18 protein-coding genes and 1 riboswitch are annotated in these 13,649 nt (G+C 73.3%); of the genes, 9 read left to right on the top strand and 9 right to left on the bottom strand.

Going from position 1 to position 13,649, the window contains the following annotated elements; genetic code table 11:
- The first annotated feature begins 69 nt into the window (after positions 1 to 69).
- Genes recO through COUCH_RS31640 form a run of 3 tightly spaced genes read left to right on the top strand, consistent with a single transcriptional unit; the run spans position 70 to position 2,326 of the window.
- Positions 70 to 846, top strand: coding sequence for a DNA repair protein RecO (gene recO, locus COUCH_RS31650; protein ID WP_249608861.1), 777 nt, complete (start codon positions 70 to 72; stop codon positions 844 to 846).
- Positions 843 to 1,622, top strand: coding sequence for an isoprenyl transferase (locus tag COUCH_RS31645; protein WP_249608860.1), 780 nt, complete (start codon positions 843 to 845; stop codon positions 1,620 to 1,622). Before recO ends, COUCH_RS31645 begins: the two co-directional genes overlap by 4 nt.
- A complete protein-coding gene (locus COUCH_RS31640; protein ID WP_249608859.1) occupies positions 1,619 to 2,326 on the top strand; it encodes a histidine phosphatase family protein in 708 nt (235 codons plus the stop codon). The genes COUCH_RS31645 and COUCH_RS31640 overlap by 4 nt, the downstream gene beginning before the upstream one ends.
- On the opposite strand, the gene COUCH_RS31635 is transcribed toward COUCH_RS31640, so the two are convergent.
- Positions 2,316 to 2,990 (bottom strand): HAD family hydrolase, encoded by a 675-nt coding sequence (locus COUCH_RS31635; protein ID WP_249608858.1) that lies wholly within the window; start codon positions 2,988 to 2,990, stop codon positions 2,316 to 2,318. The genes COUCH_RS31640 and COUCH_RS31635 overlap by 11 nt on opposite strands.
- Complete coding sequence (locus tag COUCH_RS31630) at positions 2,987 to 3,283, bottom strand: MTH1187 family thiamine-binding protein (RefSeq protein ID WP_249608857.1); 297 nt, start codon at positions 3,281 to 3,283, stop codon at positions 2,987 to 2,989. The genes COUCH_RS31635 and COUCH_RS31630 overlap by 4 nt, the downstream gene beginning before the upstream one ends.
- A gap of 150 nt (positions 3,284 to 3,433) precedes the next feature.
- On the opposite strand from COUCH_RS31630, the gene COUCH_RS31625 reads away from it, so the two are divergent.
- The 4 genes from COUCH_RS31625 (at position 3,434) to COUCH_RS31610 (ending at position 6,868) form a co-directional block, all read left to right on the top strand.
- Entirely contained in the window at positions 3,434 to 4,087 is a 654-nt protein-coding gene (locus COUCH_RS31625; RefSeq protein WP_249608856.1) for a hypothetical protein, read from the top strand.
- Positions 4,088 to 4,206: 119 nt separating this feature from the next.
- Positions 4,207 to 5,913: a histidinol-phosphatase gene (locus COUCH_RS31620; protein WP_249608855.1), complete on the top strand. Its 1,707-nt coding sequence runs from the start codon at positions 4,207 to 4,209 to the stop codon at positions 5,911 to 5,913.
- Entirely contained in the window at positions 5,910 to 6,398 is a 489-nt protein-coding gene (locus COUCH_RS31615; protein ID WP_249608854.1) for a hypothetical protein, read from the top strand. The genes COUCH_RS31620 and COUCH_RS31615 overlap by 4 nt, the downstream gene beginning before the upstream one ends.
- A gap of 14 nt (positions 6,399 to 6,412) precedes the next feature.
- Complete coding sequence (locus COUCH_RS31610) at positions 6,413 to 6,868, top strand: SRPBCC family protein (protein WP_249608853.1); 456 nt, start codon at positions 6,413 to 6,415, stop codon at positions 6,866 to 6,868.
- 5 nt (positions 6,869 to 6,873) lie between these two features.
- Here COUCH_RS31610 and COUCH_RS31605 read toward each other — a convergent pair whose 3' ends face one another.
- From COUCH_RS31605 to COUCH_RS31595, 3 genes are read right to left on the bottom strand one after another with little or no spacing between them, the layout of a single operon-like run.
- Positions 6,874 to 7,677, bottom strand: a complete 804-nt coding sequence (locus COUCH_RS31605) for an energy-coupling factor transporter transmembrane component T family protein (protein ID WP_249608852.1) — start codon at positions 7,675 to 7,677, stop codon at positions 6,874 to 6,876.
- Positions 7,674 to 9,104: an ABC transporter ATP-binding protein gene (locus tag COUCH_RS31600; RefSeq protein WP_249608851.1), complete on the bottom strand. Its 1,431-nt coding sequence runs from the start codon at positions 9,102 to 9,104 to the stop codon at positions 7,674 to 7,676. Before COUCH_RS31600 ends, COUCH_RS31605 begins: the two co-directional genes overlap by 4 nt.
- Positions 9,105 to 9,106: 2 nt before the next feature.
- The gene (locus tag COUCH_RS31595) at positions 9,107 to 9,688 is read right to left on the bottom strand and encodes an ECF transporter S component (RefSeq protein WP_249608850.1); all 582 of its coding nucleotides are present in this window, start codon (positions 9,686 to 9,688) and stop codon (positions 9,107 to 9,109) included.
- Between the two features lie 67 nt (positions 9,689 to 9,755).
- Positions 9,756 to 9,862: riboswitch (TPP riboswitch) on the bottom strand.
- 139 nt (positions 9,863 to 10,001) lie between these two features.
- Here COUCH_RS31595 and COUCH_RS31590 point away from each other — a divergent pair.
- Together COUCH_RS31590 and COUCH_RS31585 are read left to right on the top strand one after the other, a co-directional pair.
- Entirely contained in the window at positions 10,002 to 10,817 is an 816-nt protein-coding gene (locus COUCH_RS31590; RefSeq protein WP_249608849.1) for an alpha/beta fold hydrolase, read from the top strand.
- A 75-nt stretch (positions 10,818 to 10,892) separates the two neighbouring features.
- The gene (locus COUCH_RS31585) at positions 10,893 to 11,429 is read left to right on the top strand and encodes a DUF6328 family protein (protein WP_249613862.1); all 537 of its coding nucleotides are present in this window, start codon (positions 10,893 to 10,895) and stop codon (positions 11,427 to 11,429) included.
- Here COUCH_RS31585 and COUCH_RS31580 read toward each other — a convergent pair.
- Genes COUCH_RS31580 through COUCH_RS31565 form a run of 4 tightly spaced genes read right to left on the bottom strand, consistent with a single transcriptional unit; the run spans position 11,407 to position 13,649 of the window.
- The gene (locus tag COUCH_RS31580; protein ID WP_249613861.1) at positions 11,407 to 12,012 is read right to left on the bottom strand and encodes a hypothetical protein; all 606 of its coding nucleotides are present in this window, start codon (positions 12,010 to 12,012) and stop codon (positions 11,407 to 11,409) included. The two genes, COUCH_RS31585 and COUCH_RS31580, sit on opposite strands and share 23 nt — an antisense overlap.
- A gap of 31 nt (positions 12,013 to 12,043) precedes the next feature.
- On the bottom strand, positions 12,044 to 12,451 hold the full coding sequence (locus tag COUCH_RS31575) for a Fur family transcriptional regulator (RefSeq protein ID WP_249608848.1): 408 nt from the start codon (positions 12,449 to 12,451) through the stop codon (positions 12,044 to 12,046).
- A complete protein-coding gene (locus COUCH_RS31570; RefSeq protein ID WP_249608847.1) occupies positions 12,448 to 12,765 on the bottom strand; it encodes an ArsR/SmtB family transcription factor in 318 nt (105 codons plus the stop codon). The genes COUCH_RS31575 and COUCH_RS31570 overlap by 4 nt, the downstream gene beginning before the upstream one ends.
- Positions 12,762 to 13,649, bottom strand: coding sequence for a metal ABC transporter permease (locus COUCH_RS31565; protein ID WP_249608846.1), 888 nt, complete (start codon positions 13,647 to 13,649; stop codon positions 12,762 to 12,764). Before COUCH_RS31565 ends, COUCH_RS31570 begins: the two co-directional genes overlap by 4 nt.

Raw genomic sequence — 13,649 nt, 5'->3', positions numbered from 1 at the left:
CCACCCGTCCCCGAGATGACCCTGAGATCCGGGTCAGGGTCAGTCGTACCCAGGGGGCAGAATGTCGGGGTGCCCGCCGGATACCGACGCCAGCTCTACCGCGACGACGCGGTGGTGCTGCGCGTCCAGAAACTCGGCGAGAGCGACCGGATCATCACGCTGCTGACCCGCCGCCACGGCCGGCTGCGCGCCGTGGCCCGCGGGGTGCGGCGCACCACGTCCCGCTTCGGGGCGCGGCTGGAGCCGTTCGGCCACATCGACCTCCAGCTCGCCGGCTCGCCCGAGGGAGTCGGCAGCAGCCTGCACTCGATCAGCCAGGTCGAGGGCCTCGCGCTGTACGGCAAACGCTTCCTCGAGGACTATCCGCGCTACACGGCGGCCAGCGCCATCGCGGAGACCGCCGAGCGGCTCACCCCGGTCGAGCGCGAGCCGTCGCTGCGGCTGTTCCAGCTGACCCTGGGCGCGCTCAAGGCGCTGGCCGCCGGCGAGCACTCGACCAGCCTGGTCCTGGACGCCTACCTGCTGCGCGGCATGGCCTTCGCCGGCTGGGCGCCCGCCCTGGCCGAGTGTGCGGTCTGCGGCACGCCCGGCGGCCACGGGGCGTTCTCGGTGCCGGCGGGCGGCTCGGTGTGCCCGGACTGCCGCCCGCCCGGCGCCGCCCACCCGGCCCCGGCGACGCTCGGGCTGATGCTGGCCCTGACCCACGGCGACTGGGCCGTCGCCGACGCCGCCGAGCCGCCCGTGCGCCGCGAGTGCAGCGGCCTCGTCGCGGCCCACCTGCAGTGGCACATGGAGCGCAACCTGCGCGCCCTTCCGCTTGTCGACCGACGGGAGCCCTCCCAGTGACACGTCCGCCCACCCCGCACATCTCCGGCGCCCGCCCACCCGAGCTGCCCAAGGGCGCGATCCCGCGGCACGTGGCGCTGGTGATGGACGGCAACGGCCGCTGGGCCAAGGAGCGCGGGCTGTCCCGGACCAAGGGCCACGAGCAGGGCGAGTTCTCGCTGTTCGACACCATCGAGGGCGCGATCGAGCTCGGCATCCCCTATCTGTCGGCGTACGCGTTCTCCACCGAGAACTGGAAGCGTTCCCCGGAGGAGGTGCGCTTCCTGATGGGCTTCAACCGGGACGTCATCCGCCGCCGCCGGGACCAGCTCGTCGACCTGGGCGTACGCGTGGTCTGGTCGGGCCGCGCGGGCCGGCTGTGGAAGAGCGTGATCTCCGAGCTGCAGACCGCCGAGGAGATGTCGCGCGGCAACAAGACGCTGACCCTGCAGTTCTGCGTCAACTACGGCGGCCAGGCCGAGATCGCCGACGCGACCGCCGCCATCGCCCGGGACGTGGCCGCGGGCAAGCTGCGCGCGGACCGGATCACCGAGAAGACCATCCAGAAGTACCTGTACCACCCCGAGGTGCCGGAGGTGGACCTGTTCCTGCGCCCGTCGGGGGAGCAGCGCACGTCCAACTTCCTGCTCTGGCAGTCCGCGTACGCCGAGCTGGTGTTCCTGGACACCCTCTGGCCCGACTTCGACCGCCGCCACCTCTGGTACGCCTGCGAGCTCTACGCCCAGCGCGACCGCCGGTTCGGCGGCGCGATCCCGAACTTGATCGCCCCGGTGTGACGGCCCGCTACCTGTACCTCGCCCGGCACGGCGACGCGGTGGAGGGCGGCGGCCTGACCCCGGCGGGACGGCGGCAGGCGGAGTGCCTGGCGGAGCGGCTGGCCGACGTGCCGCTCACCTCGATCACCCACAGCCCGCTGCGCCGGGCCACCGAGACCGCGGCCATCCTCGCACCCGCAGCCGCGCCGTTGGCAGTCCCGCCCGGAGCCACTCCGACTGCGCCCGCAGCCACCCCGCCCGTGTCCGCAGCCGTTTCGCCCGTGCCGGCAGCCACCCCGCCCGTGCCCGCAGCTGCTCCGCCCGTGCCCGTGGCGTGGGACGGGGTCGGTGACTACGTGCCTTACGTGCCCGACCCGGTGCCGCCCGCGTTCGAGGCGCTCTTCGAGGGCTGGACCGCCGAGGAGCTGGCGGCCGGACCGCGGTTGGCCGCGCAGGCGCTGGACCGGTTCGCCGGGCCGTTCCCGGACGGTGTGCGCCACGACCTGGTCGTCACCCACGCGTTCGCGGTGGCGTGGTTCGTCCGCGACGCGCTGCAGGCGCCGCCGGAGCGCTGGCTCGGCCTCAACGCCGCCAACTGCGCCCTGACGGTGATCCGCTACAGCGAAGGGCGGCCGCCGGGCCTCCTGGTGTTCAACGACATGTCGCACCTGCCCGCGGAGTTGCGCTGGACGGGTTTCCCGTCCCACCTGCGCGTCAGCTCGTGATGAGGGTGACGGCCGTGCCGACGTCGGAGAGGTCCGGCAGCACCGCGTGGGCCCCGGCCAGGGCCAGCTCGGCCATGCTCGTCGCGCCCGTGGCCACGCCGACCGCCAGCGCGTCGTTGGCCAGCGCCGCCGAGATGTCGTTGGTGGTGTCGCCGATGACCACGGGGTCGAAGCGTTCGCCGTACTTGGCCTCGGCCCGTTCCCGGCAGCGGCGCACGAGCGTCGCCCGGACGCTGTCGTCGGTGCCGTAGCCGCCGATCTCCGCGTCGAAGACCCCGGTCAGGTCGAAGGCCGCCACCTTCGCGGCCGCGACCTGCGGAACGTTGCCGGTGACGAGCGTCTGCACGACGTCGTCGCGCGCGCCCAGCTCGTCGAGCACCGCCCGCACCCCCGGCAGCAGCTCGCCCTGCTCCGCGAACAGGTGCCGCGACCCGTGCACCCGCTCGACGTAGCGGGCGAAGAACCGTTCCGGCGTGCAGTCGGTGACCCCGTGCGCGGCGAAGACCTCCGCGCAGATGTCCAGGTCGGTACGCCCCCCGAAGCTCGGCGTCGCCCGCCAGGCCACGCCGGTGACCTCGGTGAACGCTTCTTTCCACGCCTGCGCCGCGACACCGCCACCCCGCAGCAGGGTGTAGTCGATGTCCCACATGACGAGGCGCCTCACTGCCCGGCCAGCCGCCGCTCGACGTGCTCCACCTTGGCGTTCAGCGCGTCGGTGACGCCGGGGCGTACGTCCGCCTTGAGGGTCACGCTGACCCGGGGCGCCTGCGCGGCGACGACGTCGACGGCCTGCTTGACCACGGCCATCACCTCGTCCCACTCGCCCTCGACGGTGGTGAACATGGCGTCGGTGCGGTTCGGCAGCCCGGAGGCGCGGACCACCCGGACGGCCTCGGCGACCAGATCACCGACGGACTCGGAGGCACCCAGCGGCGTGACGGAGAAGGCAACCAGCATGAGGCCATCGTGGCAGAGCCGGGCGGCCGGCGATGTGTCGACCGTCATCGACATAGCGGGATTTCGGGCACAGATCGTTTTCGTGCGGTTTCGGGGTGGTCGCCGGGGAGTACAAAGGGCGGTCCCGCCGACTCATCGAGGAGAGTGACCGTGTTCACCGCACCCGTCCGGACCGTGGCTCGCACCGCCGCCCTTGCCGCCATCGTCCTCACCCTCCCGGCCTGCGTCCCGGCGGAGAAGGCACCGTCGGCAGGCAGCCCGGCGACACCGGGAAGCGCCCCCGCCCGCACGGTCGCGGCCACGACCACGCCGACCCGGGGGAAGCCGACGCCGAGGAAGCCCGAACCGGCTGCGACCAAGGGGATCCTGGCCGGCAAGCGGCAGGTCGTCATCGCCCCGGTGGGTTCCACCGAGTCCGTCCTGACCGTGGACGACAAGGGCCGGCTGAGCCTCACCGACGGCCCGTCGGACCGGACCCTGTTCGTGCTGGTCCCCGTCGGTGACGGCAAACATCAGATCAGGACCGCGAAGGCCGGTGCGAGCGGCGAACCGGCCTGCATGGGCGTACGCGACGGCGGCGGCGCGGCGACGGTCGTGGCCGCGGCGTGCGATGCGGGCCGGGCGGGCCAGCGGTTCACGGTCGAGTCCGAGGCGCAGCGTGACGGCCGGCCGGCGTACACGATCGGCGCCGAGGGCGGGCTGCGGCTGAGCGTCGACCGTTCCGGGCTGGTGGCCACCCCGGGCCGCGGCACGCCCTTCACGCTCGTGGACAACGGCGCCGCGCCGGCCGGTCCGGGCGACTAGGGCCGGCCCTGGCCCTGCCTCGACGTGTTCGCCCGGCGGCCACCCGGGCGACACCGGGCGTTGAGCGCGGGACGCGAGATTGGCGCCGTTGCCACCTCGATCTCGCAGGAGCTCCGGACATGGGTCACGGCCACCACCACGATCACGACCATCCGCACGCCGCCGCCGACGTCTCGCCCGCCCTCGACCCGCACGTACCCGACAGCGAGCTGTCGCCCGCCGATGTCTCCCGCCGCGGCTTCCTGCGCGGCGCCGGGCTGCTCGGGGCCGGCGCGGCCGCGTCCGTGCTGGCGTCCCCGTCGGCCGCCGGGGCCGCCGGCCTCCCGCACGCCCACGGGCCGGCCGGTGGCGGCGCCGCCCAGGGCGGCTTCCGGTGGCTCGCCGGGGACCACCACATCCACACGCAGTACAGCTCGGACGCCCAGTACCGGGTGATCGACCAGGCCAGGCACGGGCGCGCGTACGGCCTGGACTGGCTGGTCATCACCGACCACGGCAGCAACGCGCACGCCAAGATCGGCGTGGAGAAGGTGGCTCCGGACATCCGGGCGACCCGTGAGGAGCTGCGGGACCTGCTCACGTTCCAGGGTCTGGAGTGGAACATCCCGGCCGCTGAGCACGCGACCGTGTTCGTGCACCCCGGCCGCAACGAGGTCGACGTGCTCAAGCGGTTCGAGCAGGCGTACGACGGCTCGCAGCTGCCGTCCACCAACACCGAGGCGCAGAACGAGGCCACCGCGATCGCCGGCATCAAGTTCCTCGGCGAGCAGGTACGTCTGCGCAAGGTCGAGGGCGCGCTGTTCCTCGCCAACCACCCGTCCCGCCGCGGCATCGACTCGCCGCACGAGATCCGCAACTGGCGCGACGCCGACCCGACCGTCGCCATCGGCATGGAGGGCGCGCCGGGCCACCAGGCCGCCGGCATCAAGGCCCCGAACGGCCGTGGCGGCTCGCGCGGGCTCTACGACAACAACCCGTCCGCCGCGTCGTTCCAGGGCTACCCGCTGGAGACGTACCGGACGTGGGGTGGCTTCGACTGGATGACCGCCACGGTCGGCGGCCTCTGGGACAGCCTGCTCGCCGAGGGCCGCGCCTGGTGGGTGACCGTGAACTCGGACAGCCACGTGGTCCATCTCGACCAGTCCCAGCGCGGCCCGGGCAGCGACTTCGAGGCCAACGGCAAGTACGACGACCCCGTCTACAACCCTGCGGTCAACACCTCGGCGGGCGACTTCTGGCCGGGCTTCTACGGGCGTACGAACGTGGGCGCGACGTCGTTCTCCTACAAGGCGGTCATGGACGGCCTGCGCGCCGGGCGGGTCTGGGTCGACCACGGCCGGCTCGTCAAGACCCTGGACGCCCGGGTCCGGGTCGCGGGCGACCGCCGGCCGTCCACGGGTACGCCGCTCGGCGGTGTCCTGCAGGTGCGCCGCGGCACGGCGACCGAGCTGACCCTGGACATCGACCTGCAGGACGTGCCGAACTGGGCGCAGTTCGTCCCGGTGCTCCAGCGCGTCGACGTGATCGTCGGCTCGGTGACCGGCCCGGTCGCGGACAAGGACTCGTTCAGGGCCCCGGACACCCGGGTGGTCAAGTCGTTCGAGGTGTCGCCGGGCGCGCGGAAGCTGACGGTCACGTACTCGCTGGGCCGCCTCGACAAGCCGTTCTACCTGCGCCTTCGGGGAACCGACGGGAACCGTACGCAGCCCGGCCTGATGGGCGCCGCGACCGACCCGTACGGTCCGCAGCTCGACGTCGCCGGTGATGCCGACCCGTGGGGCGACCTGTGGTTCTACACCAACCCGATCTGGGTCCTGCCCCGGTGACCTCGTCCCTGACCGACCTCGGCGGCCTGCCGGTCGTCGAGGTCGGGGACCACCCGGACACGGCTGCGGCGGAGCACTGGCTGGCGTCGCTCGACCCGCAGCCGGTGCTCGCGTGCACCCACCTCGTCCGCGACCCCCGCCCGCACGTGACCTGGACGCTCGTCTTCGACGGCGACATCCCCGCCGGCCTCCCGCCCGCCACGCCCGGGGCGGCCCGGGACGGTGGCCGGGCGGTCGTCTACCCCGGGGTGGGGCGGCTGACCGGCGAGATCACGGTCGGGGACGTCCTGGCCGGCAGCGCCATCGACCGGGTCGAGATCCTCGGCGGCGGCGAGGCGGAGCCGTCGGCCGTGCTCAGGACCAACGAGTACGTCCGTCCTCAATGGCGCGACGGGATGCTGGTGCTCATGACGATGCCGGCGGTGGGCGGGGTGCTCGTCCCGTTTGAGACACGCAACCCCACCCCCTGCTGCGCGGCGCACTGAGGCACGATGACCGCATGACCGATCATGAGGAAAACCGCGTCGCGAGCGCCGGCCGGGAGATCGCGGCCGCGGCGGCAGTCATCTTCGAGCTCATCGCGGACCCCGCGCAGCAGCCCCGCTGGGACGGCAACGACAACCTGGCCGGGGCGCCGGCCGGGCAGCGCGTCCACGCGGCCGGCGACGTCTTCACGATGACCACGACGAACGGCAACCTCCGCGAGAACCACGTCGTCGAGTTCGAGGAGGGCCGCCGCATCGCCTGGAAGCCCGCCGAGCCGGGCCGGCCCACGCTGGGGCACCTGTGGCGGTGGGAGCTCGAGGAACTCGGACCGGAACTGACCCGGGTCACGCACACGTACGACTGGACTCAGCTGACCGACGAGAAGCGCCTGCCCCGGGCCCGCGCGACAACGGCCGACAAACTCCAGGCCTCCCTCGACCGCCTCGCCACCCTCGCCGAGCGGCCCTGAGACTCTCAGCCGAGGATGGGGTTGAAGAAGCCGGTCAGGATGCTGGTCGTCAGAGCCGCCGCCCCCAGCGCTGCGGCCGCCACCAGCAGCGCCGTGTCCGCCTTCGTGAAGTGCTGGCGGCGGGCGTACGTGCGGGGGGTCGTGGAGTCGAAGCCGCGGGCGTCCATGGCCGTCGCGAGCCGGCCGCCGCGGCGCAGGGCGCCCACGAGCAGGGCGAAGGCCGTCGAGGCGAAGAGGCGGAGCTTCGCGAGGGGGTTGCGGCCCGCGTCGATGCCGCGGGCGCGGCGGGCCAGGGTGAGCATCTGCCATTCCTCGGTGAGCAGGGGGATCAGGCGGAACGCCGCCAGCGCGCCGATGGCGAAGCGGGCCGGGGCCTTGGCGTTCTGGACCAGCGCGTCGGCGAGGTCCGTCGGGTCGGTCGTGGCGAAGACGATGATGCCCGGCAGGGCCACCGCGAAGACGCGCAGGACCAGGCCGAGCGCGCCGGTCACGACGCCGGTGGTGATGTCGAACGGGCCCAGGGAGAGCAGGTGGGCGCCCGTACGGTCCGCGGCGAACAGCACCATCGTCACGAGGATGCCCGCGGCGGCGAGGGTGAGCGGCCACGCGCGGCGGGCCAGGACGCCGAGGCGGACGCCGAAGAGCGGCAGCGCGCACAGTTCGACGGCCAGGGCGATCGCCGGGGTCAGCGGGTCCAGCGTGGCGATCAGGGGTACCGAGAACAGCAGGGCCGCGCCGAGCTTCGCCACCGGGTTGCGCCGGGCCAGCGGTGCCGCCGGGTCGGCGACCGGTTCCAGGGCCAGGGTCATGGGGGCCGCCGGGGGAGCGGGTCGGCGGCCGGCGCGGGACCGAGATGGTGGACACGGTCGGCGAGGGAGGTGACGAACGCCTCGTCGTGGGTGACCGCGACGATGCCGTGGCCCTCGTCGCGCAGGGCGGCCAGCAGCGCCACCAGCTCGATCCACGTACGCCGGTCCTGCCCGAAGGTCGGCTCGTCGAGCACCAGCAGCCGGGGCGCGGTGGCCAGGGCCGTCGCCACGCTGAGCCGCCGGGCCTCCCCGCCGGAGAGCGTGTACGGGTTGGCCTCCGCCAGCGCCGTCAGCCGCAGCCGGGCCAGCAGGTCGTCCACCGTGGCCGCCACCCGGGCGGGGGAGCGGCCGAGCCGGCGTGGCCCGAGCGCCAGCTCGTCGGCGACGCGGCTGGTGACGAACTGGTGTTCCGCCGTCTGGAACACCGAGCCGATCCGGCTGGTGAGGTGCGCCGCCCGCCACCTGTGCGGCGGTTTCGCCTCGCCGGGGACGTCGATCCGGCCGGCCGTGGGTGCCAGGAGGCCGCCCAGCAACAGGGCCAGGGTGGACTTGCCGGCGCCGTTGGGGCCGGTCACCGCCAGGGCCTCGCCCGCGCGGGCGGTCATGCTGACGGCGCTCAGCCGGTGCCGGAAGGCCGCGGTGTGCGCCCGTACCAGATCGTCGGCGGGAGTCGCGGCGGCCGGATGCCGGGGCAGCGGATAGCCCGGCACCCAGACCCCCTGCTCGGCCAGCGACGGGCCGTGACCGGCGAAGACGACCTCGGGTGCGCCGTCGGCGGCGACGCCGCCGCCCGGCGCGAGCACCACCACCCGGTCGATCAGCGGCAGCGCCTCGGCGACCCGGTGCTCGACGACGATCAGCGTGCTGTCGTGGTCGCGCGCCCGGGCGACGGCCTCGCGGATCAGGTCGCCGCCGGCCGGGTCGAGGTTGGCGGTGGGCTCGTCGAGCAGCACCAGCCCGGGGCGCAGGGCGAGCACGCCGGCGAGCGCGAGGCGCTGCTGCTCGCCGCCGGAGAGGGCGTTGGTCGCGCGGGTGATCGGGTACGGGAACCCGACCCGGTCCAGGGCGTCGCTGACCCGCGGCCAGATCTCGCCCGCGGGCACGCCCCGGTTCTCCAGCCCGAACGCCACGTCGTCGCCGCTGCGCGCCATGACGAGCTGGGTCTGCGGGTCCTGGAAGAGCAGGCCGACGCCGTCGCGCGCCTTGCGGGGATCGAGCCCGTCGATCTCGACGGTGCCCTCGGACTCGCCGGAGTCCTCGGGCAGCAACCCGGCGAGCGCGGCGAGCAGGGTGCTCTTGCCGGCCCCGGAGGGCCCGAGCAGCAGCACCCGCTCGCCGTGCCGCAGGTGCAGGTCGACGCCGCGGACCGCCCACGACCGGCGCCCCGCGTGGCGCCAGCCGAAGTCCCGCAGCACGACCTCCGCCATGATCAGACCAGTGCCCGGTCCCGGCCCGCGGCGAACCTGTCGAGCACGCCGGTGGGCGCGAGCGCGCGGGTCAGCGCCCAGCTTCCGGCGCCCGCCACGACGGTGCTGCTGACGATGGTGAGCAGCGCGTACGGGACCCGGTAGTTCCACAGCGCGTACTCGCCGTTCCACACGAAGAAGTCGAACAGCGCGGCGCTGATTCCGGTGAGCGCCCCGGCGAACAGCGCGGCCGGCAGCTTCCACGACCGGTAGAGCAGGATCGCGAACGCGAGCTCGGCGCCGAGGCCCTGCACGAGGCCCTGCGGGATGACCACCGCGCCCCACTGCGCGCCGAGCAGGGCGGAGATGATCGCCGCGACCGTCTCGGTGTAGAGCGAGGCGCCCGGCTTGCGGATGATCAGGCCGGCGAGCACGGCGGGGATGAGCCAGACGCCGTAGAGCAGCGTCTGGGCCGGCGGGAAGAAGCTGAAGGCGCCACCGGTCGCGCCCCACAACAGGTTCCACGCCCAGAAGATGACGCCGAACGCCACGGCGATGATCGAGGCGATCACGATGTCGATCGTGCGCCAGCGGTACGGATTCATGTGTGCCTCCCAGCGGTACCGGGAGGAGACGCACGCCACGCACCCGGGGTGTTCCCGGACGTGGCGCGGCTGGAGAAGACCGAGCTCCCTGCGCTGGCATTACCCAGATCAGGTTCTAGGGTCTGCGGGCGGTGACCCGCACTCTCAGCGCTGCGCGCTCCCCTGTCGGATGAATCCTTTTCGCGACCTACCTTGACCCCCGCATGGCGAGGGCTATGTGCTGTGTCTCCACCGTCGCGAAAAGGACTCACTGCGGTGTGTTTCGATGACGCTAACACCGTACGGCTGTACGGGACAGCGTAGGAGGCGTCACATGGAGATCAAGGCCAGAGGGCTCACCTTCGACGTGTACGAGGGTGGCCCGGCCGACGGCGACCCGGTGCTCCTGCTGCACGGCTTCCCGCAGGACCACCGCGAGTTCGATCTCATCCTGCCCCGGCTGCACGCCGCGGGGTTGCGGACGTACGCCCTCGATCAGCGCGGCTACTCGGCGGGCGCCCGGCCGGCCGCGGTCGAGGACTACCGGCTGAACGAGCCCACGGCCGACGCGGTCGCGGTGCTCGACGCGCTCGGCGTGCAACGGGCGCACGTGATCGGCCACGACTGGGGTGCGCAGGTGGGCTGGCTGCTCGCAGCGCACCACCCGGACCGGGTCCGTACGCTCACCGCGGTCTCGGTACCGCACCCGCGCGGGCTCGCCGTCTCGCTGCGCAACCAGCCCTCGCAGCGGCTGCGGTTCGCGTACATGAAGGTGTTCCAGTCCCGGTTCGCCGAGCGGCTGCTGCTGGCGCGCGACGGCGAGGTGCTCAAGCGGATGATGCGCCCGATCGGGGCCCGCGCCGGCCGGTACGCGTCCGCGATGGCCGAGCCGGGCCGGCTCACCGGGGCGCTCAACTGGTACCGGGCGCTCTCCGGCCGCCAGCTCGCCGGTGTCGGCAAGATCACCGTTCCCACCACGTACGTCTGGAGCGATCGTGACCCGGTGGTCGGCCGGTCCGCGGCGCTCGCCACCCGGACCTGGGCCGAGGGGGACTACCGCCTGGTCGTGCTGCGCGGGGTGGGGCACTGGGTGCCGGAGGAGGCGCCGGACGCGCTGGCCGACGTGGCCCTCGCGCGGATCGGCGTTTGACGCCGCGGAGGTCCGGGCATCCGTTGCGCCACATGACGGTGAGGAGACGACCGGATGGCCGCCGAGAAGCGCCGGATGAAGAACGAGACCGAGAAGCAGCGGTGGGACCGCAACTTCGCCGACCTGCTGCAGGAGTTGCGTGTCGCACAGACCGGCGTGCAGATCCTCTTCGCGTTCCTCCTGACGCTGCCGTTCAGCAACGGCTTCCCGAAGGCGACGGACTTCCAGAAGGACACGTACATCGTCGCGCTGATCTCGACGGCGTTCGCCACCGCGCTGATCATCTCGCCGGTGGCGTTCCACCGGGCGCTGTTCCGCCAGGGCCGCAAGCCGGAGCTGGTCCGCCACGCGCACCGGATGGCCACCGGCGGCCTGGCGTTCATGCTGCTCGCCATGGTCAGCAGCGTCCTGCTGATCACCGACTACCTGCTGCCGATGTGGGTCGCCCTGCTGTTCACCGCGATCACCGCCCTGTTCTTCCTGACGTTCTGGGTGGCGATCCCGTTCGCCCGGCGCAACTGGCTGGAGGAGGACGTCGACGACGAGAACGAGGACTTCGCCGAGGACGCCGCCGAGCCCAACAAGGAAGCTAACGTGCCTTCGCGGGATTGAGCCCGAGGTCGCGCAGCTCCAGCGCGGCCAGCGCCTCCACCGCCTCGGCGTCGCCGTTGCGCCACGACTGGGCGATGTCCGGGCCGAGCGCGGCGAGCTCGTTCAGCGGCCGGCCGGCGAGGGCCCGCAACGCGAGCAGGTCGCGGCCGGCCGGCTGCTGCCGCACCACCGCGGCCACCCCGGCGCGGCGCATCCAGCGCAGCCGCCGCGGCAGCCACAGGAGCAGCACCAGCGCCAGCGGCAGGGCGACGATCAGCAGCGCCATCGCGACGGCCAGCTTGCCGACGATCTCCTGCTGCTGCCGGCCCGCCTCGGCCAGCTGGGACGCCGCCCCGGCCGCGCTGGTGAACGGCGAGGTCAGCTCGTCGCCGACGAGCGGCACCCGGCCCACCTTGCCGCCGATGTCGCCCAGGTTGCCGGCGATCCCGGTGCCCGCCTCCTGCAGCTTCTGCCCGGGCACGCCCAGCTTCTCCACCATGTCGTTCACCCAGAACCCGGCGCGGATCCAGGCGTACACCCAGAGGACCACGGCGAGGTCGGTCAGCAACTGGCGTACGGCGGTGGGCAGCCGGTCGGCGTACATCTTCACGCGCGACAGCCTCCCACGACGGGGGCTAGGTGTGCTGGGCCGCGCACTCCGGGCAGGTACCGAAGATCTCCATGGTGTGCGAGACGTCGACGAACCCGTGCTTGCCGGCGACCCGCTGCGCCCAGGTCTCCACGGCGGGGCCCTCGACCTCGACCGTACGCCCGCAGGACCGGCAGACCAGGTGATGGTGGTGCCCCTGGCTGCACCGGCGGTACAGGTGCTCGCCGCCGGGCGGGCGCATGACGTCGATCTCGCCGGCGTCGGCCAGCCCCTGCAGCGTGCGGTACACCGTGGTCAGGCCGACCCGTTCGCCCCGCTCGCGCAGGATCGCGTGCAGGTCCTGGGCGCTGTGGAAGCCCTCGCAGTCGGCGAGGAGGTCGCGGACCGCGGTCCGCTGCCGGGTGTTGCGGACAACGGTTCCCTCGTCCGTCATGATCCCTCCCTCGCGTGGCTCACCGCGTCGGCGACGATGTGCGCGACGTGTTCGTCCACGAGCGAGTATGCGATCTCGCGTCCACGCCGTGCGCCCCGCACCACCCCCGCGCCGCGCAGCACCCGCAGGTGCTGCGAGACCAGCGGCTGTGGTGCGCCCAGCTTCTCGACGAGCTCGTGCACGCACCGCTCGCCGCCGCCGAGCTCCGCGACGATCGCGACGCGGATCGGCGCCGACAGCGCGCGCAGCAGCTCGCCGGCCGCCTCGTACGCCTCGTAGCCGGTCGCCGCGCCCTGCACCGGATGGGCGCTCATCGGGCGCCCGCTTCCTGCAGGACCACGTCGGGCGGTTCGGCGTGCTCGGCGTGCCGCTCCGCCGGTATGTGCCGGCGCAGCACCCGCCAGGTCGCGCTGCCCACGGTGATGGCGAGGAAGGCGGCGATCGCGAGGATGACGATCGTGGCGCCGGGCGCGGTGTCGATCTCGCCGGCGGCCCAGACCCCGGTCGCGGCGGCGGTCACGCCGATGCCCATCGCCAGCGCCATCGTGGTGCGGAACCCGCGGGTGATCTGCTGCGCCGCCGCCACCGGCACCACCATGAGGGCGCTGACGAGCAGCAGGCCGACGGTGCGCATGGCGATCGTGACGGTCACGGCCGTCGTGGCGGCGATCACGAGATTGAGCGTACGCACGGGCAGGCCGGACACGCGCGCGTACTCCTCGTCGTTGCAGACCGCGAACAGTGCCGGCCGCAGCGCGAGCATCGCGGCGAGCACGGCGGCGCCCAGGATCGCGATGACGATGAGGTCCTGCCGGGTCGTGGTGATCAGCGAGCCGAAGAGGTACTGCATGAGATTGGCGTTGGCGCTGTCGTCGGAGAGCCCGACCAGGACCACGCCGCCCGCGATGCCGCCGTAGAACAGCAGCGCCAGGGCAAGGTCCCCGGACGTACGGCCCCGCTCGCGCACCAGCTCCACGCCGACGGCCCCGAGCACCGCCACGATGACCGCGGTGAGCACCGGCGACTGCTGCAGGAGCAGCCCGACGCCGACACCGGTCAGCGCCACGTGCCCGATGCCGTCGCCGATCAGCGACAGCCGCCGCTGCACGAGGTAGATGCCGAGTGCCGGGGCGGCCAGCCCGATGATCAGCGCGCCGGCCAGCGCCCGCAGCATGAAGTCGTACTGGAAAAGGCTCAT

The organism is Couchioplanes caeruleus (assembly GCF_023499255.1).
Taxonomy (GTDB): domain Bacteria; phylum Actinomycetota; class Actinomycetes; order Mycobacteriales; family Micromonosporaceae; genus Actinoplanes; species Actinoplanes caeruleus_A.
The sequence above is the reverse complement of the archived record's forward strand: the minus strand, read 5'-3'. Positions and strand labels throughout refer to the sequence as shown.

Excerpts from the sequence above, each read along its gene's own strand:
- COUCH_RS31630 (WP_249608857.1), bottom strand. The coding sequence starts at position 3,283 with ATGCTGGTTGCCTTCTCCGTCACGCCGCTGGGTGCCTCCGAGTCCGTC.
- COUCH_RS31610 (WP_249608853.1), top strand. The coding sequence starts at position 6,413 with ATGACCGATCATGAGGAAAACCGCGTCGCGAGCGCCGGCCGGGAGATC.
- COUCH_RS31565 (WP_249608846.1), bottom strand. The coding sequence starts at position 13,649 with ATGAGCCTTTTCCAGTACGACTTCATGCTGCGGGCGCTGGCCGGCGCG.
- COUCH_RS31590 (WP_249608849.1), top strand. The coding sequence starts at position 10,002 with ATGGAGATCAAGGCCAGAGGGCTCACCTTCGACGTGTACGAGGGTGGC.
- COUCH_RS31595 (WP_249608850.1), bottom strand. The coding sequence starts at position 9,688 with ATGAATCCGTACCGCTGGCGCACGATCGACATCGTGATCGCCTCGATC.
- COUCH_RS31580 (WP_249613861.1), bottom strand. The coding sequence starts at position 12,012 with ATGTACGCCGACCGGCTGCCCACCGCCGTACGCCAGTTGCTGACCGAC.
- COUCH_RS31570 (WP_249608847.1), bottom strand. The coding sequence starts at position 12,765 with ATGAGCGCCCATCCGGTGCAGGGCGCGGCGACCGGCTACGAGGCGTAC.
- COUCH_RS31575 (WP_249608848.1), bottom strand. The coding sequence starts at position 12,451 with ATGACGGACGAGGGAACCGTTGTCCGCAACACCCGGCAGCGGACCGCG.
- COUCH_RS31585 (WP_249613862.1), top strand. The coding sequence starts at position 10,893 with ATGAAGAACGAGACCGAGAAGCAGCGGTGGGACCGCAACTTCGCCGAC.
- COUCH_RS31620 (WP_249608855.1), top strand. The coding sequence starts at position 4,207 with ATGGGTCACGGCCACCACCACGATCACGACCATCCGCACGCCGCCGCC.
- COUCH_RS31605 (WP_249608852.1), bottom strand. The coding sequence starts at position 7,677 with ATGACCCTGGCCCTGGAACCGGTCGCCGACCCGGCGGCACCGCTGGCC.
- COUCH_RS31600 (WP_249608851.1), bottom strand. The coding sequence starts at position 9,104 with ATGGCGGAGGTCGTGCTGCGGGACTTCGGCTGGCGCCACGCGGGGCGC.